We start from the raw sequence: 21,534 nt of genomic DNA, 5'->3' as shown, positions 1-21,534 counted from the left end.
GGATCAGATGAAGAAATTAGGAAACTTTATTCGGAGTAAAAGGCCATCGCCATGCTAGAAAAAATTTCAAAATTTAAAGTTGCAGAAGAGCAATTAATTACAGCAATTAATCTTTATTTTATGGACGCTAGTCCTGTATCTACACACACATTGGCGCGCGCTGCACATGAAGTTTTAGATCAAATATGTGCCCATAAGAAACTCGAAAGAAGTGTAGTGCAGCAAGGATTAGAAACCTTAGTGAGAGTAGACAAAAAGAAAGAGTTTTTAACCAAAATCAATGAGGCAAGAAACTTTTTTAAACATGCCGATAAAGATCCTGATTCTGAGGGCAGTATCGAATGGGACCCCGAGCTTTCTTCTCATTATATTTTAGATGCCGTTTCACTTTACCGTCGTATTACTAATGATAAAATGCCGTGCGAACTACATAGCTTTTTCTTGTGGTATAGAATGAAAAACCCCAATATGTGGGGAGGAACTACAGCTGAAACAGAAAAGTTAATTTTAGAAGGACAAGAAATATTGAAAAGTTCAAAAAAACAAGATGTTTATAAATTGCTAATAGAAGCTTGTGCCCTTAATAAGAAGTCAAAATCCCTTATTTGATAAAGGATTATATCCCAATTCGTGATACAATGGGTCACAGAGTTTTCTCAATTTTATGCTTGTTGATGACATCACAATCAGGGTGGCGGGTGGACATGGCGGCCGAGGGGCTGTTTCTTTCGAGCGCAACAAGATGGCGCTTGGTCCGACTGGCGCTTCCGGTGGTTTGGGTGGGAGCGTCTTCGCTGAAGGAGTAAGTGATATCGGCGCTTTAGCCCAGTTTCGTTTTGAGAAAGAACGGAAAGCGGAAGATGGGGGGATGGGTCAGAAGCAGTATCGCGATGGTGCAACCGGTAAGGATATTATTCTTAAACTACCGGTTGGCACCGTAATCCATAATCTTACTACGGGATTCGATCAGGAGGTTTTGAAAATTGGTGAGAAGATTCTGGTCGCCAAGGGGGGTCTGGGTGGCAAGGGTAATTTCTTGTTTCGTTCTTCTACCAATACTTCACCACGACAGTTTCAGCCCGGGTTGCCCGGTGAGGAATTTGAGGTCAGGCTGGAGCTTAAGCTGATTGCGGATGTTGGACTAGTTGGACTGCCCAATGCTGGCAAATCGAGTCTACTTAATGAATTGACGAATGCCAAGAGTAAGGTGGCGAATTACCAATTCACCACGCTTGAGCCGCATCTTGGTGCTTATTACGGACTAATTCTGGCCGATTTGCCTGGTTTAATTGAAGGTGCGGCGGAGGGTAGGGGTTTGGGGACAAAATTTTTGCGCCATATTGAAAGAACGAAAACCATTTTCCATCTCATCTCGGCTGAATCGGACGACCCCGTACGCGATTACAAAATTATTAGACAAGAGTTGGGGGATTACAATTCGGAGTTATTAGAAAAGACAGAGACAGTTTTTCTGACAAAGTCGGACACTGTTTCTGAAAAAGAGCTTAAAGGGAAGATACAGGCTCTGGCGAAAAAGAAAATTAAAGCCACGCCAATCTCGGTGCTTGATGACAATAGTTTGGAGAAAGTTAAAAAGGTTTTAGAAAAACTAGTGAAAGAAAAAGGGAATTGACAAGCACACTTTCTTATGCTAATCTCGTAGGGACGAGCTAGACGCGCGTCCGGGTGGAAAATGGTTTCTATCCGAATCCCAAAACGGGAGGAAAAATGTTTGGAATAGGAAAAAGTTCTTTGAAACTGTCGTTCTCAATAATGTTGGCCCAGGAAATTCTGCGGGCGGAGCTTCAGAAGCTCTACGGAAAGGAGATTTGGTTTTTCCGCTGTGATATCGCGCCAACGAAAGTATTTTTGGTGAAAAAAACCGATTGCACCCTCATGGCGCGGCTTACAACTGGTGTAGGCCTTACCAGAGTCTCCACGGAGACGAAGGAGCGCTACATTGGAATCACGGCTCTTGTTGGGCCACTAGGGCCTCTCTATTCTCCAACTTTTGCCGAGGATAAAAGGCGAAAATTGGCGAAAGTGGTGGCGAGTTGCCGTCTCTTCAGTAAGGAGACTAGTTGTATCTGGTGGCTACCGCACTACATCAGTCTATACATAGAGGAAGAAGGAGCGTCGATGGGAGTAGAGAAACTTCTTATTTACGAGAGTGGTTCCCTGGATGGTTCCCACTACGACCTCAATTCTCAAAATCCTTGTGCAGATATGTGCGACAGTCAAACCGGCGCCAACTATGCGCGCATGCATCACGACATGGACCATGTTGAGTGAGGGAACTTGCAGGCCCCGGACGAATTACGTCCGGGGCTTTCTTTTGTGCTAGACTGAAGAAGTATGGCAATTGTGACTATCTTAATTAGCTTAGTGATCGGCGGGGGATTAGTCTGGCTTTTTTTACAGAACAAACAGTCACCGGCTGGAGATAATCAGGCAATGATTTTGCTCCAGAATCAGCTTAACGAACTCACGCGCGTCTTGGATAGCAAACTTACTGAATCAAGCAAGTTTCTTCACAGCTCTCTCCAGAGTCAGTCCAGCGAGTCTAATAAAATGATCCGAGATATCACGAGTGAATTGGTGAAGGTGGGTGAGGGCCAGAAACGGGTTGAAAACTTTGCCGATCAGCTTCAGAGTCTTCAGGATATTTTGAAAAATCCCAAACAGAGGGGTGTGCTTGGTGAATATTACCTCGAAACTTTGTTGAAGAATGTGTTACCAACTGGTTCCTACCAGATGCAATATCCTTTCAAGGACGGGACGATTGTGGACGCGGTCGTCTTTGTGAAAGAAAAGATTATCCCAATCGATTCTAAGTTTTCTCTAGAGAACTACAACAGACTAGCGGAGGAGAGAGATCCGGCAGAGCGTGAACGACTAGAGAAATTATTCAAATCAGATTTGAAAAATCGGATTGACGAAACCAGCAAATATGTGAAGCCGAGCGAGGGGACAATGGACTTCGCTTTTATGTTCATCCCACACGAGGCCATTTATTATGATTTACTGGTCGCCCAAGTTGGTTCAGTGAAGATTAATACTCGTGACCTAATTGAATATGCGTTCAAAGAACGGCACGTGATTATTGTCTCGCCAACCTCTTTCTTGGCCTATCTCCAGACCGTTTTGCAGGGTTTGAAGGCGCTACAAATTGAAGAATCTGCCAAGGTGATTCGTGATCGAGTCGAAGATCTGGGTAAGCATATTGGTGCCTATGAACAATATTTCGGTAAACTCGGGACAAGTTTAGGGACGACGGTGAGTCACTATAATTCAGCTTACAAAGAGTTGAAGAAGATTGATAAGGATGTTGCTCGGGTCACTGGTGCTGGTTCAAGTATGGAGCCACTCTCTCTGGAGAAACCCAGTCTTGAGGAGTAGTTTAAAATAAGCAATGAAAGATTTCAGTTCACGAGTTCGCGATATTGTAAGGCGGATTCCCCGCGGTCAAGTTCTAACTTATAAACAAGTGGCGATATTGGCCGGTTCACCCCAGGCCTCCCGTGCCGTGGGTAATATTATGAAAGGGAATTATGATAAAGATGTGCCTTGCCACCGTGTAATTCGTTCGGATGGGAAGACCGGTGGCTATAATGGTGGAGAGTCGAAGAAAAGAGAATTGCTACTCGGGGAGGGGTTTCAAGAGCGGGGTTTATCTGGTTTCTAGTTTTTTCTTAGCCAACTGGAGAGCAATTTCTCGCGGTGTTTTGTTTGACTTTGTTAACTGGGAGAGAAGTGCATCGGTGCTGGCGGTTATTTTTTGTTCTACTAATTTAAACATTTTTTTGGCATCATAACCTCGGTACTCTGCGTAGGAGGAGATAACACCACCGGCATTGGCGATAATATCGGGGATAATAAGTACGCCACGCTCGTGAAGTTTTCTCTCAAACTTTTCGTGCATCGGAATATTGGCCCCCTCAACGACAATTTTCGCCTTTATTTGGGAGACATTACCAGAATTGATAACGTCTGGTAGTGCCGCTGGTATTAAAACGGTAACGGGTAGGATGAAGATTTCTTTGTTGCTTAATTTTTTTCCACCCGGGTAATTGATCACTGATCCTGTCCGTTTTTTGGTCTGGATTAACTTTTTGTAGTTCAGGCCATCTTTAGAATAAATTGAACCCCTGGAATCGGAGACCGCGACAATCCGGGCTCCTTTTTCTTGGAGAAATTTATGGGCAAAAATGCCCACATTACCGTAGCCTTCGATTGCGATGGTTGCATCCGCTGGCTCAATCTTTTTATATCTTAGTGCGAGTAAGGTCGCTTGTGCCACGCCGAAACCAGTGCTACCAAGTTCATGTGGCAATCCGCCCAAGACCCTAGGTTTGCCGGTGGCCGCCTTATGGTTGTCTGCGGCATTCACAAACCAGGCCATTTCCCGCTCGGTCATATTAATATCTGGTCCAGCAATATACGATCTGACTAAAACGGGTTTTAGTTCCTTTGCGAACCACTCCACGATTTCCCGTTTCTCTTTTGGGGTATGTGTTTTGGGGTCGAAAATAATACCAGACTTGGCGCCACCGAATGGGATATTTGCAAGGGCATTTTTGAGCGTCATCGCGTGGGCTAATCGTTCTACTTCGTTTTCTGTCACAGAAGGGGTCATGCGAATCCCACCCTTGCCTGGGCCCAGTTTCAAGCTATCTATTACCAGAAATCCCCAGGTTTTAAATTTATCATTGAAAACTTTTATAATCATAGCATCCAATTATAGAACAAAACGGGCAATTGACCAAAGGGAGCGGGTCTGCTAAACTTATGCCAATTATGAAATTGGCCGTAATTAAAACTGGGGGCAAACAATACGTTGTCACGCCAGGCACAAAGCTGAAGGTTGAAAAGCTACCAGAGACCAAGGGTGGCGAGGTTATTTTTGACCAAGTCCTATTAACTGATGATGGCAAGGAGACGAAGGTTGGTAAACCTCTTATCGAGGGCGCTAAGGTGACAGCCAAACGCTTAGCTGACGATCGGCACGAGAAAGTGGTTATTGTTAAATACAAGAATAAAACTCGTTATCGAGTTAAAAGGGGTCATCGCCAGCCGTTTACAGAAGTGGAGATTACTGGCGGTTTTTAAGCGCATTTTTAAGGGTGTCAGTATCAGAATATTCTACCTCCACGCCGGTAGAGAACCCTCGACCCAAACTAGAAAATTTTAACTGATTTTTTTCTAGAATTGGTGCAAGTTTCTCTCTTACAAACTCAACTGTTGCATCACCGTCAGAGTTAGCCGTCAAGGCGGCAATTATTTCTTGTAATTTCCCAGCCTGCTTCTTTTTTTCGATCAATTTAATCAGGTCTGCTAGGCGTACACTTATCTCAGGCTGTTTGTCTAAGACCTTCACTAGTCCCCCAAGAACAAAGAAGTGGCCAGGATAAGTCCCGCTTTTCAGAACATTTTCCAGGTCGATATCTTTTTCTACCAACATTAGGAGTGTTGTGTCACGAGTAATGTCACTACAAATTTCGCACGACTCGTTTCGTTTCTGGTTTTTATTCGTGGGGTAGAATCGGCCACAGTCTGGACACCGAGCGACACTTCTTTTTAGTTCTTCGATCTGGCTAATCAATCGCTCAATAGTACTTGGTGACGCATGAAGTAGGTAATAAACAAAACGACGAGCTTGGCGTGGCCCAATACCGGGGAAGCGGAGAAAACTCTCGGTTAAGCTTTGGATAAGTGGCTCGGTCATGATTGTAATTTTTTAGAAACCGCCGAAATCAGCCTTTTCTACGGTGTGGAAACTAACCCGCTTTTCGTCGAAGAAAAGCTGGATGTCTCCGGTTGGGCCATTGCGGTGTTTGGCAATGATGATATCGGCAATATTCTTTTTGTCTGAATTCTCATTCATTTTATCTTCACGATGGATAAACATTACCACATCAGCGTCTTGTTCAATGGAGCCGGAGTCACGTAGATCGGATAGTCTCGGTCGGCCACCGCGGGCCTCAACATTACGATTGAGCTGTGAGAGCGCAAGGACCGGTACTTCTAATTCACGCGCTAAACCCTTAAGGGAGCGTGAGATTTCCGTCACCTGTTGAACGAGGGAGTCACTATCTTTTCGGGGAATCATTAGCTGTAGATAGTCGACGACAATTAGATCTAACCCCTTTTCGGCCTTAAGTTTTCGGGCGACCGACTTCATCTTGGTAATGTTATTTCCGGCTTCATCATCAATATAGATTGGCGCGGAAGCAAGACGATCCAGTGCGTCACGTAAACGGGCAAAGTCTTCATCTTGTTTAATTTTTCCTGTTCGTAGATGCCAGGAATCAACGCGACTTTCAGAGGCTAGTAGCCGGTCAACTAGTTGTTGCGAACTCATTTCGAGTGAGAAAATTCCGACTGATTTGCCGTGGAGACAGGCGGCATTTCTGGCAATGTCTAACGCTAATGATGTTTTACCAACCGAAGGCCGAGCAGCAAGAATTACGAGGTCGGATTTCTGTAAACCGGAGAGTTTATCATCTAGATCACGAAAACCGGTTGGGACACCACGCATGCTGCCGTCAGATTTGTGCAGTTGGTCAAAACGTTCCCAAGCCTCGACCAGGGAATCCTTGAGGTGAACAAAAGCCTTCTTCGAGAAATGTCCGATATTGAGAATGGTTTGTTGGGCCCGATCGAAAACGTTGTCCAACTCCTCATGTTCGCTGTAACCAAGTTCAACTATTTCTTCGGCGGAGGTGATCAGCTTTCTTCTCGATGCTTTCTGTCTGATTATTTCGGCATAATATTTTATGTTTGCTGAAGAGGGGACAGCACCGGCAAGTTCTGCCAGATAGTTAGACCCACCGATTTGTTCAAGTTCCTGGTTTGCCTTTAATGCGCTGGTGACAGATACGAGATCAATTGGGTCGTGTTTCTCCGACAGCTCCCACATGGCTTGAAAAATTCGCCGGTGTTTTTCAGCGTAAAAATTAGCGGCGGTTATTACATCGCTAATCTCGTGCATTCCGTCTGGACGGAGCATCAAGGAACCAAGAACGGCTCGTTCTGCTTCCAAGTCTTGAGGGGGGAGACGTAAGGCCATATATTTTTCATTCTAGCATTTGTTCTGCTGACTTGGAGTCCTTGACGAAGAACTTTGCGGGGATATACTGGGGATAGTTTGGAAACGGTTCTTTAAATCCAGAAAGGGGGTGCACTATGCACCAAGAAGCGACGGTGTGTCACCTCCTTCGTGGAGATGGTCCGAAGACGGAAACTCTACTTGGAGAGAGGAAAAGTCGGTTTTGTAATGGTGTTTTGAATGGCCCGGGTGGAAAATTTAACCCCGACGAGACGGCGCTTCAGTGTCTTTGCCGTGAGGTAGAGGAGGAAATTGGCGTTGTTGTCGATCCGATCTCAGCGAAACACTATGCATCTGCTGATTTCTACCATCCGGTTGCTGAAGGGTATTACGCACATAAGTGGCGTGTGCACTATTTCACCGCAACTCGTTGGCGGGGAGAACCAAGGCCACTGGCGGGTTTTGTTAACTTGCAGTGGTTTTTCATCGGGAAACTGCCGTTTGATCGAATGATGTCGGATCAAAGGCTCTGGTTACCTGCGGCGCTTCCGCTCCGGGAAAACGGACAACTGATGGAATTGGAAATTTTTTATGGCGATGGCGGGCTAAGAACCGTGGGACGATGGGTCTTTCGTTTGGTAGAAAAGAGTAAATTCGTTAAGAGCGGGGTCACGTGATCCCGCTCTTTCCTTTTCTAGAAACTTAACCCGAAAACTCTGTTAAATTCCAACCAGGTTTTTTTGTTATTGGGGATGATTGTTAGGGCTTTGGCCGTGTTGAGATCGTCATTAATTGCCATTAGGAATTCTTGTCTTAATTTTTCATCCACGTCTCCATCGTCAGGTAGATTCGCGACTCGATTTTTCAGCCGGTCATAACCCTTCTGTGCTCCCCCAATTACCTCCCAAGTGAAATTGACGGTCGTACGATATTTCGCCATTAGAATCCAGAAGCGATAGGCGACGGGATTGATGCCTCGTTCTTCCAAAGTTTTAAGAGTAATAAAATTTCCTAGTGACTTCGACATTTTTTCATCGCTGAAATTCACAAGGCCTCCGTGAAGCCAGTAACGAGCAAGTGGTCTCCCCTCATGGAGGGTTTCTGATTGAGCAATTTCGTTCTCATGGTGGGGGAAAATTAGGTCAGAGCCACCAGTATGGATGTCTACTGTTTCGCCAATTTCTGTTTCCAGCATCGCCGAACATTCGGTGTGCCACCCCGGCCTTCCTTTACCAAAGGGGGCACCCCAGAAGACAGATCCATCGCCCTCTTTCCAGAATTTCCACAGCGCAAAGTTTTCCTCTTGGGCGGGATTTTCTGGCTTACCGCGGCCAGATAACTTACCATAGTTTTGCGCTTGTTTAATGTCAAAATAGACCCCATCTGGAGCGATATAGGCCACCTTCTGGTTTAAAAGGCGATTTATCAGCTCAATCATTTGTGGGACGAAATCAGTTGCGCGTGGTGTAATATTAGCCCGTTTGATGTTAAGTTTATCTAGGTCAGCTAGAAATAATTTCTCATATTTTTTTGTTAACTCTGTTGGAGGGATATTTTGTTCCTGACTCGCTTTAATTATTTTGTCATCGACGTCCGTAATATTCATCACTTGTTTAACCTCATGGCCGTTAAATTCTAGAACACGACGAAGCAGATCGTTGAAAACATAGGTCCGAAGATTCCCGATGTGAGCCTGGTCATAAACGGTTGGTCCGCAAGCGTAAACGCTAACGGTTTTGCTAGAGACCTTAAATTCCTCCTTCTTTCTCGAAAGAGTATTGTAGATTGTTAGAGCCATTGTTTTGCTTTCGCCAACCAGATACCAGCAATAAAGAAGACTCCCATTAGAATAAAACTGAGGTTGCTGGCGCCATATAGCTGGGCCACGATATTCAGTGGTAAGAAAACGGCAGCGAGGACGGTAAGCACGCGCATGGTCTCATTGGTTTTGATTGAAAGGAGGGATTCATTGGTATTACGTAAATCATTGAAGGTTTCGCGGCTATTTTCAATCATCTTCCACATCTTCCGATCTTCGCCACAGGTTGCCTGAAGGTAATAATGAAACTTAACTCCGAACAGATCTTCACCAGCTAATGTCAATGAATCAAGGATTTCTTTGTGAGACTTCATTGTCCATTGATATTCCAGAAGTTGGCGGTTAAGCGAAGAAAGCATCGCGACTACTTCACGCTCATGTCCGGAAAATACCTTCTGCTCGATTGATTTGAGTTGTTTGTTGATAATGCCAAGATTGGTTTCCAGCGCAGAGTAGATTTCTTTAATAATGTAAAAGAAGATAAAACCGGCGTGGATCTTTTCACCATTTTTCTTAAGCATGAAGTCTGTTTCAAAAATCTTCGCAAAGTCGTTGAGCGGGTTCATCAGTTCATAATGGGTAGTGATGATGAAGTCTCGCCCAAGGATGAAGTCGATTTCTTGCCCACCCTCAGAGGTTGGGAAATGAAGCACAAGATAAATAAACTCGGAATAGACATCTACCTTTGATCGTTCTGAGGGGCTGGCTAGCTCCGAGAGAACCAAGGGATGAATCTTGTATTGACGACTAACCGAGTCTATCTCATTTAGAGTGGGTGATTCCAGGTCTAACCAAACAATATCTTTATATTTAAATTGCTTGAGCATCGGATTATTCTATGCGATAATCTTCTAACTGTCTATGCTGAGATTAGCGAAATTCTATCAGAGATTCTTCCTCTTCGTGATTCTTGTAATTGCTCTTGGAGTGGCATTCTGGGCAGGAGGTGACTGGCGAGGCAGACAGGAGGAGTTACTTGCGACTCAGCCCGAAAATATTGACCTGGCGCCATTCTGGAAAACTTGGAAAATCATTGATGAGAAATTTGTCGACACAAGAGGAACATCTACCGAGCCGACAACCAATCAAGATCGTGTCTGGGGCGCGATTAGCGGTTTGGTGGCATCACTTGGTGACCCCTATTCTGATTTCCTGCCGCCAAGAGATAAGAAAGTTTTTGAACAAGATATCCGGGGTAGTTTTGGTGGTCTGGGGATTGAGATTGGCGTCCGCGATGGAGTTCTAAGCGTTATTTCTCCCTTAGAGGGTGGGCCAGGCAAGCGTGCTGGGCTGAAAGCTGGCGATCAAATCATAGAGATTGACAGTGCTCCAACCGGCAAGATGACTGTTACAGAGGCGACAAGTAAAATTCGGGGCGAAGTGGGTACGGTCATCACGTTGGGGATTGGCCGAAAAGGGGAAAACAGTTTGTTGCGGATAAAAGTTGTTCGAGAAATTATTAAAGTTCCGACAATCGAGACAGAATTATTACCCGAAAAGATTTTCTTAATTAGGCTTTTTAACTTCGGTGCGACAGCCCCAGAACTTTTCCGTGATGCCCTCCGTGACTTCATCATATCGGACACAGACAAGATGATTGTTGACTTGCGCGGCAATCCTGGTGGCTATCTTGATGCCGCCGTTGACTTAGCCAGTTGGTTTTTGCCGGTTGGAAAACCAGTAGTAATAGAAAACTGGGGTGGAAAAAAAACCGAGCAAGTTTATCGCAGTCGTGGTTACAACATCTTTAGCGATAAACTAAAGTTGGTTATTCTGGTTGATGGCGGTAGTGCTTCAGCATCCGAGATTCTTGCTGGCGCTCTCTCAGAATACGGACGAGCAAAGTTGATTGGTGAACAGACTTTTGGCAAGGGATCTGTCCAAGAGCTGGTGCCAATCACGAGTGAAAGTGCTCTGAAAATTACAGTGGCACAATGGCTTACACCGAACGGTGTTTCTATTTCACATGACGGTTTGACGCCAGACATTATTGTTAAACTTGATCCGAATAAAAAACTAAAGGCTGACGAAGATCCTATCCTCGATCAAGCCGTAAAGTATTTATTGTCTCCATAAAAATAGGTCATGAAAATAATTTTAACTAAAGATGTTGCTAAGGTGGGGCGAGCTTATGAGGTAAAAGATTTGTCTGATGGATTTGCGAGGAACTTAATCATTGCGCGTGGTTTGGGTCTACCGGCGACCGAAGAAAATCTGAAAAGACTTAGAAAGGAAAAAGATCAGCGAGAAATGTCTTCTAAGGTCCAAACAGAATTACTGGAGGGGGCACTGGAGCAACTAGAGGGGTTAGTGGTTAAGATTTCCGTAAAGGCTAGCGACACTGGCCATCTTTTTGCCGGATTACATGAGCGCGATATTAGGGCGGCGCTGAAAGAGCAGACGCACCTTAATTTACCAGAAGAAATGATTATTCTGGAAGAACCAATCAAGACAGTGGGGGAGAGAGTTATCAAACTAAAAACTGGCCCGATTGAAGGCCAGTTTAAGCTGCTTATTGAACGTTTACCGTCTTAACCTTTTTTCGTTTACCGTTGAAGTGGGTTTTCCGTTTTTCCGTAAAGTTGACAGTACCAGCTCTTAGTGCAAAAAGAGTATGGTCTTTTCCGGTACCGACGTTATTGCCGGCTCGAAAGTCGGTACCCCGTTGTCTGATAATAATTGATCCGGGGCCCGCTTTCTCGCCTCCGTAGAGCTTAACCCCCAAATATTTTGGGTTAGAATCACGTAGGTTTTTGGCCGTACCGCCCGCTTTCTTTGTTGCCATAGTGCGATTTTGCTAAAATTAACTAGTACTATATGCTAGCCGATTTGTTAAAAAAAATCAAGTCTCGAGGAGAGGAGTTCTGGATTATCTTCGTTGTCTTACTAGGTCTTGGCCTAGTTCTTGGTTTATGGAAAAAACAGTTTAATTATCAAACTCCTGAACCCATAAAGATTGAGAATGTGTCAGTTGACTTTGAAAGGACAGATAAAACATCAAGCGGACAAGTAAACTCGACCGCCACTGGCGGTAACTTTGTGGCTTCTAAGAATGGTTCTAGGTATTACCTTCCAGGTTGCCCGGGAGTAAAGAGAATAAAGGAAGAAAATAAAATTTGGTTTCGCACTAAGGCCGAAGCTGAAGATCGGGGATTAACCCCGGCGGCCAACTGTCCAGGCCTCTGAGTAAACTCGCTGTTGGTTAGCCGAAAGTAAATGTGAAGACCTTGAGACCGCCTGTGGGTATTTTGATTTGCACCACATGTTTTCCATAATCTGGGCCCTCTATCAGGGCATAGAGACGCTCCTCCTTAATTTTAATTGTTTTTATTAATACGCCATCCCTATAAATCTCCGCAGTGATTTCCTTATCTGATCCAGCGGCCATGTAAAGGTTTTTCGCTTCGTAGTTGAAGAGTATGCTTCCATTTCCCTTGTTTTCAGCATATTCCGGTGTTAGATTCCAGGCCCCATCAAGATACAATTTGTTTAATGAGGTTGTGATAGGAAGAGAAAAGACTTGTTCGCCCGGGACACCGCTTTGACCGTTGGCAAGTAGCTGATTCCTGGCCGAACCAAAATAGACTTCTGGACTTTTGACCCCGCCCGGCTCCACCGTTATAGCATCTTTTGGTTTGGCTACGTCTGACGGCATCTTTATTTCTGTGTTTAACCGAGATGCCCTCTCTCTGAGTGCCTTCTGGATCGCGATTTCTGTTTCTTCGTATAGTCCCTCTCCAGCGTGATTGTAGACAATATAACCATCAATATCTATTAAGTATTTCCTTGGCCAGTATTGATTTTTGTAAGCGCTCCAAGTAGAAAAGTCGTTATCAAGCACGACGGGGTACTTTATCTGGAAATCCTCCACCGCCTTCTCGACGTTCTTTTGGATTTTCTCAAAAGAAAATTCTGGCGTGTGTAGGCCAATAATAACTAATCCATCATCTTCGTATTTTTTGTACCAGTCGTTTAAATAGGGGAGAGTTCGTTGGCAATTTATACAACTGTAGGTCCAGATATCTAGTAATACAACCTTTTTGCCCTTGAATTCACTCACGCTTATGGGTAGATTATTTGTGTTAATGAAACCATCTGGGGTGCTAATGTCCGGCGCAAGGACGAACTTTTTATTTTTCTCTTGAACACTCAGAAAGGTTTCCTCGTTCTTTTTCTCATCCTCACTTTCTTCGGGCGTTAACTCTTGGGTTTTTTCCGCTACCACTTCATCTGAATCTTCTTGTGAGCTGATGACGGGGGAATTGTCTTGGTTTTTCTCTTCATTTTTTTCCAGCAGTTTTTGCTCAATCTTTGTGACGTCGAGGAACCCAGCGTCTAGTAGGCTGATTTGAAGTTTTTTGTCATAGCCAGAAACAATGGCTACTGCCACGAGAATGAAGATTAATCCAAATATTTTCTTGAACCACCCGTTTGGGTCCGAAACCCTGCCGACCTTGGCCACGATTTTTTCCCCCAGAAGTGCGACCACAATGAGAGCAAGTGCTAAGCCAAGAACATAGGTAAATAGGTAAACAAGCCCCAATAAAAACGAGACGGGTAAAATCGTGGCTAATATTACAAAGTAAGTCGGACTACAGGCGGAGAAGATTGGTCCGAGCGAGGCACCAATAATTATATCTCCCCAGACGTTGTTTCTCTGGTACCCTTTCGTCAGTGCCTTGTTTGAGTTGAGGCTAAGGGTGTTTGTGAAAGATAACCTTTCCCACAGACTTGGAAAAATCATCGTCAAACCAAAAAGAAAAATAATGCCACCGGAAATCCATTTCCAGAAATCTTGCGGTATATCAATCAATAGGGAACTGGCCTTCAGCAGAAGGGTAAAAAGTATCACCGAGATCCCGAGCGAACTGACGACGACAAATAATCTTCTCCTGTTTGGGGTCGTATCGGTGATGGAGTGTCCAACAATCACCGGCAGAAGGGGCAGAATACACGGCGCGAGTACCGTTAATACACCCGCAATAAAAGATATCAGTAGAAGTAACATGCTAACTGACTTCCGTTACTAGAGAAGAGAGGGTTGGGCTCCCGCTCCACTTTTTGATTAAATTTCCATCTTTATCAACTTGGACGAAGGTGTGCTGGTAGGTAACGCCGTATTTCTGTTTTAACTCAGAGGATTTATCGTAATCAATATCCAGGATTGTGAGACTGGCGGGGATTTCGTTTAGATTTGCCTTAATGTCCGAATCAACTGCTCGACATGTCGGGCACCAGCTTGCTCTAAAAAATAAAACCACGTCATGATCAACGGAGGCCCGAGCGATCTTTTCTGGGGAGTATGCTTCGTAGGAGCCAGACTTTGTTACGGTGTTTTCCTCACCGTTGCTTACTGAATTTATCTGCGTGGTTATTTCGCCATTTTGCGACGTGTCATTTTGGAGAGATGGCTCATTGCTTTTTATTGAGAAATAGATTGCCGCAAGAACGATGAGTACGATGACTGTTGTTATAATTTTTGTATTTTTGTTCATAGAAACAAATTATTTTAGGACTAGTAATCTTTTATCAAATAAAAGTATATACGTCCGGGGGAGGAGTGTAAAGTCAAAAACAACCCATCACGTCGCACAATATATCTTTTGCGCCTATTAAACCAAGGTGATTTGGACTTTAGACTGTCGTTGTATTACCCCAACAAGGACGACTGGCGTTCCATGGGCGGCTGCCCTCCTTCTTTAAGAGATATAGGGCATAGTCAATATTTCCTTCGGTTGAGTAGATGTCATGACCCATGTTTTGGCTCCTGTTGGCATGGTAGTCCTCGTTGATCTGGAAAAGACCAACGTCATTAGGGTTATGGACCCCACGTAAGGGCTTGCCGCTACTCTTGTCGAACTGGCGCATAGTACTCTCACAGAAAGCGATTTTGAGCGCCAGTGTCTTATCTACACCGGCTTCTTCAGCCTTTGTCTCGATCAAATCCTTAAGCGTTAGGGCCGTTGATAAATCCTTGTCATTCATGACTACGGCGGTCTTTTCCGGAGCAAAAATTGGATTTTGAGACTTAATAGTAGATAGGTTCGTATTTAGGGTCGAACTCAGTGTTATGAAGCTTGCCAGGCCTATTTGTAGGATAGTAGGAATAAGTTAGAAGTAAAATACGGCCTTGTTAAGCCGTACTGCAACAGTCTAGCATACCCATCCCCCGCTGTCAAGCTAAAACAATGATTCTACTTATTTGTCAAATATGTCCAAAGTTCCAAAATTTTTCCCCACGCAACCTTAATTTGCGCCCACAACTCGACGAAAAGTGGCTTCAGCTTAAGTTTTTCGACCAGAGTGACCAGATTAACCTGAAAATAATTAAGTAACAGTACCGCTACGATAATAATAATCACTAGCTTTATTAATCCCCCGTTTTTGTTCTTCATATTTGTAATTATAAGTATAGAACAGGATCGAGATAAGCGCGAGTGTCAAAAATCGGCATAACATAGGAACCAGGACAGACCTTGCTCTTTAAAGATTTGATCTCCACACCATCACCCGCGGCAACAGTAAAGTGAAGGTGCGGGCCGGTAGCATAACCCGTTGCGCCACTGTAGCCGATTAGTTCTCCCCGACTTACACGCTGATTGGCAGACACTTTAATCAAACTTAGATGAGCATAGAGCGTTGCCAGTCCGTTGTCATGTTTAATTAAAACCCAGCGGCCGTAAGAAGCGCCGCGACAAGTGAGATCGGTGTCACCGGTTCCAGCCACAATACCTGCTTCTGCGGATTTAATTACTGTGCCAACACTTGCACGAAAATCTATACCGTTATGCGTTCCGGAAGCATAAAGTCTTTTTGCGTCAGAGGTTTTTCCAAATAATTGCGTAATTAGACGGCCATCAAGTGGCCAAGCCAAAATTCCTTGTCGTACCACCGGCAACTTGTTTGGATCAAGTGCAAACTTAAGCTGGGATTCGAATTCGTTTAGCTCCTTGGCAAAATCCTCACGACGTTGTCGACTTTCTTCGAGAAGCTTCTTGTAGTTTGCCTCGCTACTTTTCGTTTGCGCTAATAGATTATTTTGTTTGGAACGTTCGGTGGCGATAATTTTCTTCTGGTCGGAAAGTTCTCTCTGAAGTCTCAACAATTTTGCCTGCTCCTTCTCTGTCGTCGTTACTTCAACACTCAAATTACCCTTAAGTTTCCGCAACTCCTCCGCAGCGCTGTGAACACCTCTTTGGAGGTCAACTAACTGGTCACTCGCCTGCCACAGATCAGAAAAGTGTTTGTAACTCACCAGAATCATTAATAAGCTTTCGCGATTCATGTCTGATAAATCACGAAGTAGTTCGCGCAGTAGATCCTCATTTCTTTCGATGTTGCCGCCAGTTTTCTTGATGTTTAAATTAAGTTCGTCGATTTTTAACTTGGTGGCACTAATCTCCTTCTCTGTTCGAGTAATTTGATTGTTTAATTTACCGATTGTGAGATCAATCGTCTTAAGTGTATTCTCGAGGGTGTTGGCCTGTTTTGTTGTTTCTCCCAATGTTTTCTCTTGCGCGGCAATTTGGGCGTCTAGTTTGCCGATCTCATTTTGTCTAGCCCTTATTTGTGCTTGTAATTCCGTCGCCTGATCAGCGTGAACCAAAAAGGGCCCAAAAATTATTAGCACCAAAAAAAGCCAGAAGATTCGTCGCATTTAAGGCTTAGTTTAGCAGTAATCTAGAGAAAAACAAAAAACTTGATTGAGTTTATCTCAACACCTGTCGCAATCTATCCAGCGTTTCTTCTCTCCCAAGAATGGCGGCGACGGTAAATGGATCGGGTGATTTGGCCTGACCCGTTAGAGATACTCGAAGTGGCCACAAAACCTCTCCTCTCCCCTTCTCGGTTGCAAAGTCCCATAACGCCTCCTTAATATCCTCTACACTCCATTTTTTTTCATCTAATTTTTCGAGAATCGTCAAAACTTGAGATAAGTGTTCGGTATTTTTCAATAAATTCTTGTCGATATTTGTTGGTCGCTTGTTAAAAAATTCGTGTTCAGATTTCAATCTAGACAGCTGCTCTTTTTCTGGGAGTCTTTTAACATACTCCTTGTTAAACCAGTCAAGCTTATCGATATTAAAGACTGCCCCACTTGTCTGGACTTGCTTCAGATTAAAGTGATGAATTAGTTCCTTCAAGCTAAATAGCTCCTGTTCAAGTTTCTGTGCCTGTGGTGACCAACCCATTGTGACAAGAAAATTTATCATCGCTTCGGGTAGATAGCCACGTTCAGAATATTCAGAAACAGACACGGCGCCGTGTCTTTTTGACAGTTTAGAACGATCTGGTGCGAGGATTAGCGGGATATGAGCATAATCCGGCCTTGTACCACCCAATGCTTCGAGAAGCAGAATCTGTCTCGGGGTATTGGATATATGGTCTTCGCCCCGAATTACGTGAGAAATATCTAAATCAATATCGTCCACGACTGAAGCAAAGTGATAGAGAGGAGTATCCATGTCCTTAGCAACAATAAAATCCTGTAGGTCGGTGGTGTTGAAGGTTATTTCCCCTTTAATTAGGTCAGTGAAGGTAACATCTGTATTAGGGTTTCTAAACCGGATAACTTTTTCACCAGAACTTACGTAGACCTTATCCAGTTTAAGCAAATTATCCAATTTTTGTCGATATAGCTCACCCCTTTTTGACTGATGGTAAACCTCACTGGATTCAAGCCCTAACCACTTTAATCCTTTGAAAATATTCTCCTCAAATTCTGGCTTAGATCTTTCTTTGTCCGTGTCGTCTATTCTTAAAATAAATTCTCCGTCGTTTTGTTTCGCAAAAAGATAATTAAATAACGCCGTCCGCGCACCTCCGAGATGGAGATTACCAGTTGGGCTGGGGGCAAAACGAGTACGAACTCTAGATCTCATGGGTTAGTGAAAGGCTAATAATTTCTTCGGCAATTGAACGAGAGGCATTGGGGTGAGAAAACTTTTTAGCACCAACGGACATCTTCTCCCGCATCCGTTCGTCGCCCATTAGACGATTAATCTCCGAAAGTAAAACCGACGGGGTGAGATTATTCTGCTCAATGACCACCGCGCCACCAGAACGCGCGTAAGTGAAGGCGTTGGTACGCTGGTCGTGACTAATTGGCTCAGGAATTGGCACGATGATTGAAGGAAGCCCCCAGATGGCTATTTCAAATATCGCCGATCCAGCCCGAGAGATAACTAGGCTTGTTACGCCAGCTGTCATTCGAAGCGCGGTAGAATTAAGATGGGCAAAGAGATGATAACGATCACGCTCGGGTGTTTTTTCTAAGATTGTCCTTGACCGCTTCTCAATGTCTGGAAAATTATCTCTGCCCACCTGGTGGATGATCTGATAGTGTTTGAGTAGTAGTGGAAGAATATCCAACACGGCGTCATTAAGTACGCTCGCCCCCTGTGAACCACCGGTCACAAAAAGAATTGGGTGCTTGTCGTCTAGTTTTAAAAATTCATGCGCGCCGTGAGATATCGGACTTAGTAGCTCTTCGCGGATTGGGTTACCAGTTAATGCCGTTTTCTCTTTCGGGAAAAAGTCGATCGCTTCTGGATAAGAGACGGCAATACGTTTAGCAAACTTGGCCGACCACAGACTGACCCGACCAGGATGGGAATCGGACTCATGGATTACAACTGGCAACCCAAGTATCCTGGCGGCCAGAAGGGTGGGAAAGCTCGCGTAACCACCCTTGCTGAAAATAACATCAGGGTAGATCAGATAAAGTTTCCAAACTGCCCCAAGGAAACCCTTAAGAGTTTTTAATTGATCCCAAAAATTGTGGACAGAGAAGTAGCGCCGCCACTTGCCCGCACTAACATGATGAAATTCGATTCTATTCTCAAACAGAAGATGTGCGTCGTATGGAGAATTTGAGAAATAATAAAGCTTAGCTTCCACCAACCTTTCTTCCTCGACAAGTCTATTGACCGCCTGAGCCACCGCAATAATTGGGTAGAAGTGTCCGCCTGTGCCACCGCCGGTAAAGACAATTTTCATAGTTTAAGCTGAAGTATATTTAGAGATATTGAGAATAATCCCCGATTCAATCAAAACCAAAAGAAGTGCTGTTCCACCCTGACTAACAAAAAGGAGTGGGGTCCCGTTGAGGGGTATCAGGCCTACCATTGAGGCCACATTGATGAAAACGCCAGCGCCAATCATTATAACAATCCCGACGGTCACGAGTCTACTAAACTGATTGGGGGCCCCCACTGCAATTTTGAAACCAGAGAGGATGAGTCCTAGGAAAAGGGTTAGTAGAACGGTGCCGCCAATGAAGCCAAACTCTTCTCCCGCAACCGAGAAAATAGAATCACCAATTGGTTCCGGCAAATACTTGAACTTTTGAATACTCTGACCGAAACCTCTTCCCGTGATTCCACCAGACCCAATAGCAATCAGTGATTGATTAACTTGGTAACTACTACCGAGCACGTTCTGGTTGGGTTCAAAAAAAGTTTTTATGCGTGCTTGTGTGTATGGTTTAAAATAGATTACACCCCCGATTCCGATAATCGCGATGACAATAAGTAGAAAAAGCTGCCGCCAAGAAATCCCGGCAACGAAAAGCATCCCTACACCGGCAACGAGCATAATGCCAAACGTGCTGAGGTCTGGCTGCTTCACCATCAGGACGCCCACAATGCCAGTGATGATTAGAAACGGAAGAAGTCCAGCGCGGAAGGACCTGACATGATCTCGCGCTCGCGCCAGCCAGCTTGCCAGGTAGACGACATAGCCCAATTTTAAGAACTCTGATGTCTGAATTGACATTCCGCCAATATGCACCCAACGTTGTGCTCCTTTCAATTCTGGGCCCAGACCAGGGACAAAAACAAGGGCCGTAGAAATTAAGCCAAGTAAGAATACAAGCCAGCTAAATTTCTGCCAATAGCGATAGTGAATCTTGGAGACGATCAGAAGCGCCGCCAGCCCAACCATCATGATCAGGAATTGCTTGAGTGTGACACCGCTAAACTCCGCTCCAGATCGAGAAAGTAATCCAAGCGAAGCCGAAAAGAAAATAAAAAAACCAGTTAGTGTCAGGGAAACAACGAGAAAGAAGAAAGGACGACTTGGACGACGTTTGGAACTCATCAGTGTCCAATTAGAGTAATAATCACACCGATAATTGCGGCAATGATACTGATAATCCAGTAACGCATTACCACCTTTGATGCCGGCCAACCCAGCGCTTCAAAATGATGGTGAAGCGGGGCGACGAGAAAAACTTTTTTACCATTACGCCACTTTTTCGAAGAAAGCTGAAGGATATTTGAAATGACTGTAAGCGTTAGGGGCAGTGCGATTAGAGGTAAAACAAACACCGAGTCGGTGAGAAAAGCTACTACAGCGAGAGTCGTAGTGAGGCCAAGAATTCCTGTCTCCGACATATAGAAACGGGCCGGCGGTATATTAAACCAGAGAAAGGCCAGCGTCGCGCCAGCGACAGCAGCAGAGAAGGCGGCCAAATCGATCTGATTCTGTGAGAAAGCGATTACAGAGTAGCTTGCAAAGATTGTGGCCATTACGCCACCAGCCAAACCATCTAAACCATCAATCACTCCGCTTGAAAAAAGTCCGACAATCACGGTAAGGAAAAGAGGAATTAGGAGCCAGCCAATCGTGACGCTACCCCAGAACGGAATGAAGAGTGAGTATATCTCTAACTTTGTATAAAACCACCAGGCAATAACGAGACCAAGCATAACCACGATAAGCAGACGCTTCTTAAACGATAAGCCGCCGTTACCGCTCTTAATCTCTAGCAAATCGTCAAACATCCCAATGATTGAGGCGAAAATTAATGTGGCAAAAGGAATCCAGGTTTGATTCCGGCTGAGAAAGTTAATTTTGCTGGAGAAATCACTGGCTGAGAAAGAGTCAAAAAGCGAGAGTATAATTACGGTGATAACGACACTTCCCCAGATAACGATACCTCCCAGACGAGGAGTCCCGACCTCGCGAGTAGCATGGAGTCGGTTGAAAATTGGTGTTTCGTGTCCAGAGGGATCAATCTTGCCCGCCCGTTTTTTCCACATCTTGTTTTTATAAAGATACCGAGTCAACAACGGCGTTACGAATATGCCAACAAAAAATGAAAGCGTAATGGGGATCAGAATCTTTAAAACATTCAATGTCATAAGAAAATTATAGTTTGTCCACGAGAGAAGCGTAATCTGGTAAATCCTCAACCCTCTTCACGCCCAGGTTCTGTAATAATTCAAAGGTTGGGCGATAGAGGAAGGAGCGGGCATCTTCTGGATTCGGCACACGTTCCACTAAACCACGGATCATTAGGTGCCGGAGAATGAAGCTGGAGTTAACACCACGCAGATAATCAATTCGCGCCCGGCTGACTGGCCCCCGGTAAAGCACGATTGTTAGGGTTTCTAAACTCGCCCGTCCAAGATCCTGGGACATTTCCTCCTTGGCCAACCTTTCAATTACCTCACTTGCTTCTGGATGTGAACCAAGCATCACTTCATCATCTTTATAAACCAATTGCACCCCCCTGCTTTCCAAGTTTCTGTCTAAAACAGCTAATGCTTCACGAATTTCTGTTTCGCCCCGGCCAATCGCCCGAGTGAGCTCTGCCATGGTCATCGGTTCGGTATGCCAGAAAAGTATCGCCTCAATTAGCGCTTCCGTCTTCATGTTCTTT

At 44.6% G+C, this 21,534-nt stretch carries 26 protein-coding genes; 10 read left to right on the top strand and 16 right to left on the bottom strand.

The features are described 5' to 3' along the window. The first annotated feature begins 51 nt into the window (after positions 1–51). The 5 genes from IT398_02770 to IT398_02750 all read left to right on the top strand — a co-directional run bounded on the left by IT398_02770 (position 52) and on the right by IT398_02750 (position 3,685). Positions 52–609, top strand: coding sequence for a hypothetical protein (locus IT398_02770; GenBank protein MCC6290964.1), 558 nt, complete (start codon positions 52–54; stop codon positions 607–609). A 55-nt stretch (positions 610–664) separates the two neighbouring features. Beyond that, the gene (obgE, locus tag IT398_02765) at positions 665–1,633 is read left to right on the top strand and encodes a GTPase ObgE (protein MCC6290963.1); all 969 of its coding nucleotides are present in this window, start codon (positions 665–667) and stop codon (positions 1,631–1,633) included. Between the two features lie 95 nt (positions 1,634–1,728). Continuing rightward, positions 1,729–2,292, top strand: a complete 564-nt coding sequence (locus IT398_02760) for a hypothetical protein (protein MCC6290962.1) — start codon at positions 1,729–1,731, stop codon at positions 2,290–2,292. 63 nt (positions 2,293–2,355) lie between these two features. Next, complete coding sequence (locus tag IT398_02755) at positions 2,356–3,399, top strand: DNA recombination protein RmuC (protein ID MCC6290961.1); 1,044 nt, start codon at positions 2,356–2,358, stop codon at positions 3,397–3,399. Positions 3,400–3,412: 13 nt separating this feature from the next. After that, the gene (locus tag IT398_02750; protein ID MCC6290960.1) at positions 3,413–3,685 is read left to right on the top strand and encodes an MGMT family protein; all 273 of its coding nucleotides are present in this window, start codon (positions 3,413–3,415) and stop codon (positions 3,683–3,685) included. Here the strand turns inward: IT398_02750 and IT398_02745 are convergent. Continuing rightward, a complete protein-coding gene (locus IT398_02745; protein ID MCC6290959.1) occupies positions 3,671–4,729 on the bottom strand; it encodes a Glu/Leu/Phe/Val dehydrogenase in 1,059 nt (352 codons plus the stop codon). The genes IT398_02750 and IT398_02745 overlap by 15 nt on opposite strands. A gap of 68 nt (positions 4,730–4,797) precedes the next feature. Here IT398_02745 and rplU point away from each other — a divergent pair, with 68 nt between their 5' ends. Continuing rightward, on the top strand, positions 4,798–5,109 hold the full coding sequence (gene rplU, locus IT398_02740) for a 50S ribosomal protein L21 (GenBank protein MCC6290958.1): 312 nt from the start codon (positions 4,798–4,800) through the stop codon (positions 5,107–5,109). Here rplU and recR read toward each other — a convergent pair. Beyond that, positions 5,093–5,725, bottom strand: coding sequence for a recombination protein RecR (gene recR / locus IT398_02735; GenBank protein ID MCC6290957.1), 633 nt, complete (start codon positions 5,723–5,725; stop codon positions 5,093–5,095). The two genes, rplU and recR, sit on opposite strands and share 17 nt — an antisense overlap. Positions 5,726–5,737: 12 nt before the next feature. After that, positions 5,738–7,069, bottom strand: coding sequence for a replicative DNA helicase (gene dnaB, locus IT398_02730; GenBank protein ID MCC6290956.1), 1,332 nt, complete (start codon positions 7,067–7,069; stop codon positions 5,738–5,740). 116 nt (positions 7,070–7,185) lie between these two features. Here dnaB and IT398_02725 point away from each other — a divergent pair, with 116 nt between their 5' ends. Then, positions 7,186–7,725: an NUDIX domain-containing protein gene (locus IT398_02725; GenBank protein MCC6290955.1), complete on the top strand. Its 540-nt coding sequence runs from the start codon at positions 7,186–7,188 to the stop codon at positions 7,723–7,725. A 17-nt stretch (positions 7,726–7,742) separates the two neighbouring features. Here the strand turns inward: IT398_02725 and IT398_02720 are convergent, their stop codons facing one another. Both IT398_02720 and IT398_02715 read right to left on the bottom strand, forming a co-directional pair. Next, positions 7,743–8,846: a cysteine--tRNA ligase gene (locus IT398_02720; GenBank protein MCC6290954.1), complete on the bottom strand. Its 1,104-nt coding sequence runs from the start codon at positions 8,844–8,846 to the stop codon at positions 7,743–7,745. Next, entirely contained in the window at positions 8,837–9,694 is an 858-nt protein-coding gene (locus IT398_02715; GenBank protein ID MCC6290953.1) for a hypothetical protein, read from the bottom strand. The genes IT398_02720 and IT398_02715 overlap by 10 nt, the downstream gene beginning before the upstream one ends. A gap of 34 nt (positions 9,695–9,728) precedes the next feature. On the opposite strand from IT398_02715, the gene IT398_02710 reads away from it, so the two are divergent. Both IT398_02710 and rplI read left to right on the top strand, forming a co-directional pair. Further along, entirely contained in the window at positions 9,729–10,943 is a 1,215-nt protein-coding gene (locus tag IT398_02710) for a S41 family peptidase (protein ID MCC6290952.1), read from the top strand. A gap of 9 nt (positions 10,944–10,952) precedes the next feature. Continuing rightward, the gene (rplI, locus tag IT398_02705) at positions 10,953–11,402 is read left to right on the top strand and encodes a 50S ribosomal protein L9 (GenBank protein ID MCC6290951.1); all 450 of its coding nucleotides are present in this window, start codon (positions 10,953–10,955) and stop codon (positions 11,400–11,402) included. Here rplI and rpmA read toward each other — a convergent pair. Then, positions 11,380–11,652, bottom strand: a complete 273-nt coding sequence (rpmA, locus tag IT398_02700) for a 50S ribosomal protein L27 (protein MCC6290950.1) — start codon at positions 11,650–11,652, stop codon at positions 11,380–11,382. The genes rplI and rpmA overlap by 23 nt on opposite strands. A 32-nt stretch (positions 11,653–11,684) precedes the next feature. Between rpmA and IT398_02695 the strand changes: the two genes are divergently transcribed. Continuing rightward, positions 11,685–12,053: a hypothetical protein gene (locus IT398_02695; GenBank protein MCC6290949.1), complete on the top strand. Its 369-nt coding sequence runs from the start codon at positions 11,685–11,687 to the stop codon at positions 12,051–12,053. Between the two features lie 16 nt (positions 12,054–12,069). Here IT398_02695 and IT398_02690 read toward each other — a convergent pair whose 3' ends face one another. The 10 genes from IT398_02690 to IT398_02645 form a co-directional block, all read right to left on the bottom strand. Then, entirely contained in the window at positions 12,070–13,875 is a 1,806-nt protein-coding gene (locus IT398_02690) for a redoxin domain-containing protein (GenBank protein MCC6290948.1), read from the bottom strand. 1 nt (position 13,876) lies between these two features. After that, on the bottom strand, positions 13,877–14,362 hold the full coding sequence (locus IT398_02685) for a thioredoxin family protein (GenBank protein ID MCC6290947.1): 486 nt from the start codon (positions 14,360–14,362) through the stop codon (positions 13,877–13,879). Positions 14,363–14,501: 139 nt separating this feature from the next. Next, positions 14,502–14,852, bottom strand: a complete 351-nt coding sequence (locus IT398_02680) for a transglycosylase SLT domain-containing protein (GenBank protein ID MCC6290946.1) — start codon at positions 14,850–14,852, stop codon at positions 14,502–14,504. A 209-nt stretch (positions 14,853–15,061) separates the two neighbouring features. Then, on the bottom strand, positions 15,062–15,262 hold the full coding sequence (locus IT398_02675; GenBank protein MCC6290945.1) for a hypothetical protein: 201 nt from the start codon (positions 15,260–15,262) through the stop codon (positions 15,062–15,064). 8 nt (positions 15,263–15,270) lie between these two features. Continuing rightward, positions 15,271–16,524 (bottom strand): peptidoglycan DD-metalloendopeptidase family protein, encoded by a 1,254-nt coding sequence (locus IT398_02670; protein MCC6290944.1) that lies wholly within the window; start codon positions 16,522–16,524, stop codon positions 15,271–15,273. A 52-nt stretch (positions 16,525–16,576) separates the two neighbouring features. Continuing rightward, the gene (locus IT398_02665; protein ID MCC6290943.1) at positions 16,577–17,749 is read right to left on the bottom strand and encodes a glutamate--tRNA ligase; all 1,173 of its coding nucleotides are present in this window, start codon (positions 17,747–17,749) and stop codon (positions 16,577–16,579) included. Next, positions 17,739–18,866 (bottom strand): UDP-N-acetylglucosamine--N-acetylmuramyl-(pentapeptide) pyrophosphoryl-undecaprenol N-acetylglucosamine transferase, encoded by a 1,128-nt coding sequence (locus IT398_02660; GenBank protein MCC6290942.1) that lies wholly within the window; start codon positions 18,864–18,866, stop codon positions 17,739–17,741. The genes IT398_02665 and IT398_02660 overlap by 11 nt, the downstream gene beginning before the upstream one ends. A 3-nt stretch (positions 18,867–18,869) precedes the next feature. Beyond that, the gene (locus tag IT398_02655; protein MCC6290941.1) at positions 18,870–19,967 is read right to left on the bottom strand and encodes a cell division protein FtsW; all 1,098 of its coding nucleotides are present in this window, start codon (positions 19,965–19,967) and stop codon (positions 18,870–18,872) included. Then, positions 19,967–21,013 (bottom strand): hypothetical protein, encoded by a 1,047-nt coding sequence (locus tag IT398_02650; protein ID MCC6290940.1) that lies wholly within the window; start codon positions 21,011–21,013, stop codon positions 19,967–19,969. Before IT398_02650 ends, IT398_02655 begins: the two co-directional genes overlap by 1 nt. A gap of 7 nt (positions 21,014–21,020) precedes the next feature. Then, entirely contained in the window at positions 21,021–21,527 is a 507-nt protein-coding gene (locus IT398_02645; GenBank protein ID MCC6290939.1) for an SMC-Scp complex subunit ScpB, read from the bottom strand. Positions 21,528–21,534 lie beyond the last annotated feature (7 nt).

This window comes from Candidatus Nomurabacteria bacterium (assembly GCA_020847275.1).
In the GTDB taxonomy this organism is placed as follows: domain Bacteria; phylum Patescibacteriota; class Minisyncoccia; order Phycocordibacterales; family JACOZG01; genus JADLCI01.
Note: the sequence above shows the minus strand (reverse complement) of the source record. Positions and strands in the feature narration are given on the sequence as shown.

Bases quoted from the DNA above. Each gene is read 5' to 3' on its own strand.
- rplI (MCC6290951.1), top strand. From the start codon at position 10,953: ATGAAAATAATTTTAACTAAAGATGTTGCTAAGGTGGGGCGAGCTTAT.
- IT398_02660 (MCC6290942.1), bottom strand. From the start codon at position 18,866: ATGAAAATTGTCTTTACCGGCGGTGGCACAGGCGGACACTTCTACCCA.
- IT398_02710 (MCC6290952.1), top strand. From the start codon at position 9,729: ATGCTGAGATTAGCGAAATTCTATCAGAGATTCTTCCTCTTCGTGATT.
- IT398_02665 (MCC6290943.1), bottom strand. From the start codon at position 17,749: ATGAGATCTAGAGTTCGTACTCGTTTTGCCCCCAGCCCAACTGGTAAT.
- IT398_02720 (MCC6290954.1), bottom strand. From the start codon at position 8,846: ATGGCTCTAACAATCTACAATACTCTTTCGAGAAAGAAGGAGGAATTT.
- IT398_02690 (MCC6290948.1), bottom strand. From the start codon at position 13,875: ATGTTACTTCTACTGATATCTTTTATTGCGGGTGTATTAACGGTACTC.
- IT398_02655 (MCC6290941.1), bottom strand. From the start codon at position 19,967: ATGAGTTCCAAACGTCGTCCAAGTCGTCCTTTCTTCTTTCTCGTTGTT.
- IT398_02680 (MCC6290946.1), bottom strand. From the start codon at position 14,852: ATGAATGACAAGGATTTATCAACGGCCCTAACGCTTAAGGATTTGATC.
- IT398_02670 (MCC6290944.1), bottom strand. From the start codon at position 16,524: ATGCGACGAATCTTCTGGCTTTTTTTGGTGCTAATAATTTTTGGGCCC.
- obgE (MCC6290963.1), top strand. From the start codon at position 665: ATGCTTGTTGATGACATCACAATCAGGGTGGCGGGTGGACATGGCGGC.
- IT398_02745 (MCC6290959.1), bottom strand. From the start codon at position 4,729: ATGATTATAAAAGTTTTCAATGATAAATTTAAAACCTGGGGATTTCTG.
- IT398_02650 (MCC6290940.1), bottom strand. From the start codon at position 21,013: ATGACATTGAATGTTTTAAAGATTCTGATCCCCATTACGCTTTCATTT.
- IT398_02750 (MCC6290960.1), top strand. From the start codon at position 3,413: ATGAAAGATTTCAGTTCACGAGTTCGCGATATTGTAAGGCGGATTCCC.
- IT398_02715 (MCC6290953.1), bottom strand. From the start codon at position 9,694: ATGCTCAAGCAATTTAAATATAAAGATATTGTTTGGTTAGACCTGGAA.
- rpmA (MCC6290950.1), bottom strand. From the start codon at position 11,652: ATGGCAACAAAGAAAGCGGGCGGTACGGCCAAAAACCTACGTGATTCT.
- IT398_02685 (MCC6290947.1), bottom strand. From the start codon at position 14,362: ATGAACAAAAATACAAAAATTATAACAACAGTCATCGTACTCATCGTT.
- IT398_02755 (MCC6290961.1), top strand. From the start codon at position 2,356: ATGGCAATTGTGACTATCTTAATTAGCTTAGTGATCGGCGGGGGATTA.
- rplU (MCC6290958.1), top strand. From the start codon at position 4,798: ATGAAATTGGCCGTAATTAAAACTGGGGGCAAACAATACGTTGTCACG.
- IT398_02695 (MCC6290949.1), top strand. From the start codon at position 11,685: ATGCTAGCCGATTTGTTAAAAAAAATCAAGTCTCGAGGAGAGGAGTTC.
- dnaB (MCC6290956.1), bottom strand. From the start codon at position 7,069: ATGGCCTTACGTCTCCCCCCTCAAGACTTGGAAGCAGAACGAGCCGTT.
- IT398_02725 (MCC6290955.1), top strand. From the start codon at position 7,186: ATGCACCAAGAAGCGACGGTGTGTCACCTCCTTCGTGGAGATGGTCCG.
- recR (MCC6290957.1), bottom strand. From the start codon at position 5,725: ATGACCGAGCCACTTATCCAAAGCTTAACCGAGAGTTTTCTCCGCTTC.
- IT398_02770 (MCC6290964.1), top strand. From the start codon at position 52: ATGCTAGAAAAAATTTCAAAATTTAAAGTTGCAGAAGAGCAATTAATT.
- IT398_02760 (MCC6290962.1), top strand. From the start codon at position 1,729: ATGTTTGGAATAGGAAAAAGTTCTTTGAAACTGTCGTTCTCAATAATG.
- IT398_02675 (MCC6290945.1), bottom strand. From the start codon at position 15,262: ATGAAGAACAAAAACGGGGGATTAATAAAGCTAGTGATTATTATTATC.
- IT398_02645 (MCC6290939.1), bottom strand. From the start codon at position 21,527: ATGAAGACGGAAGCGCTAATTGAGGCGATACTTTTCTGGCATACCGAA.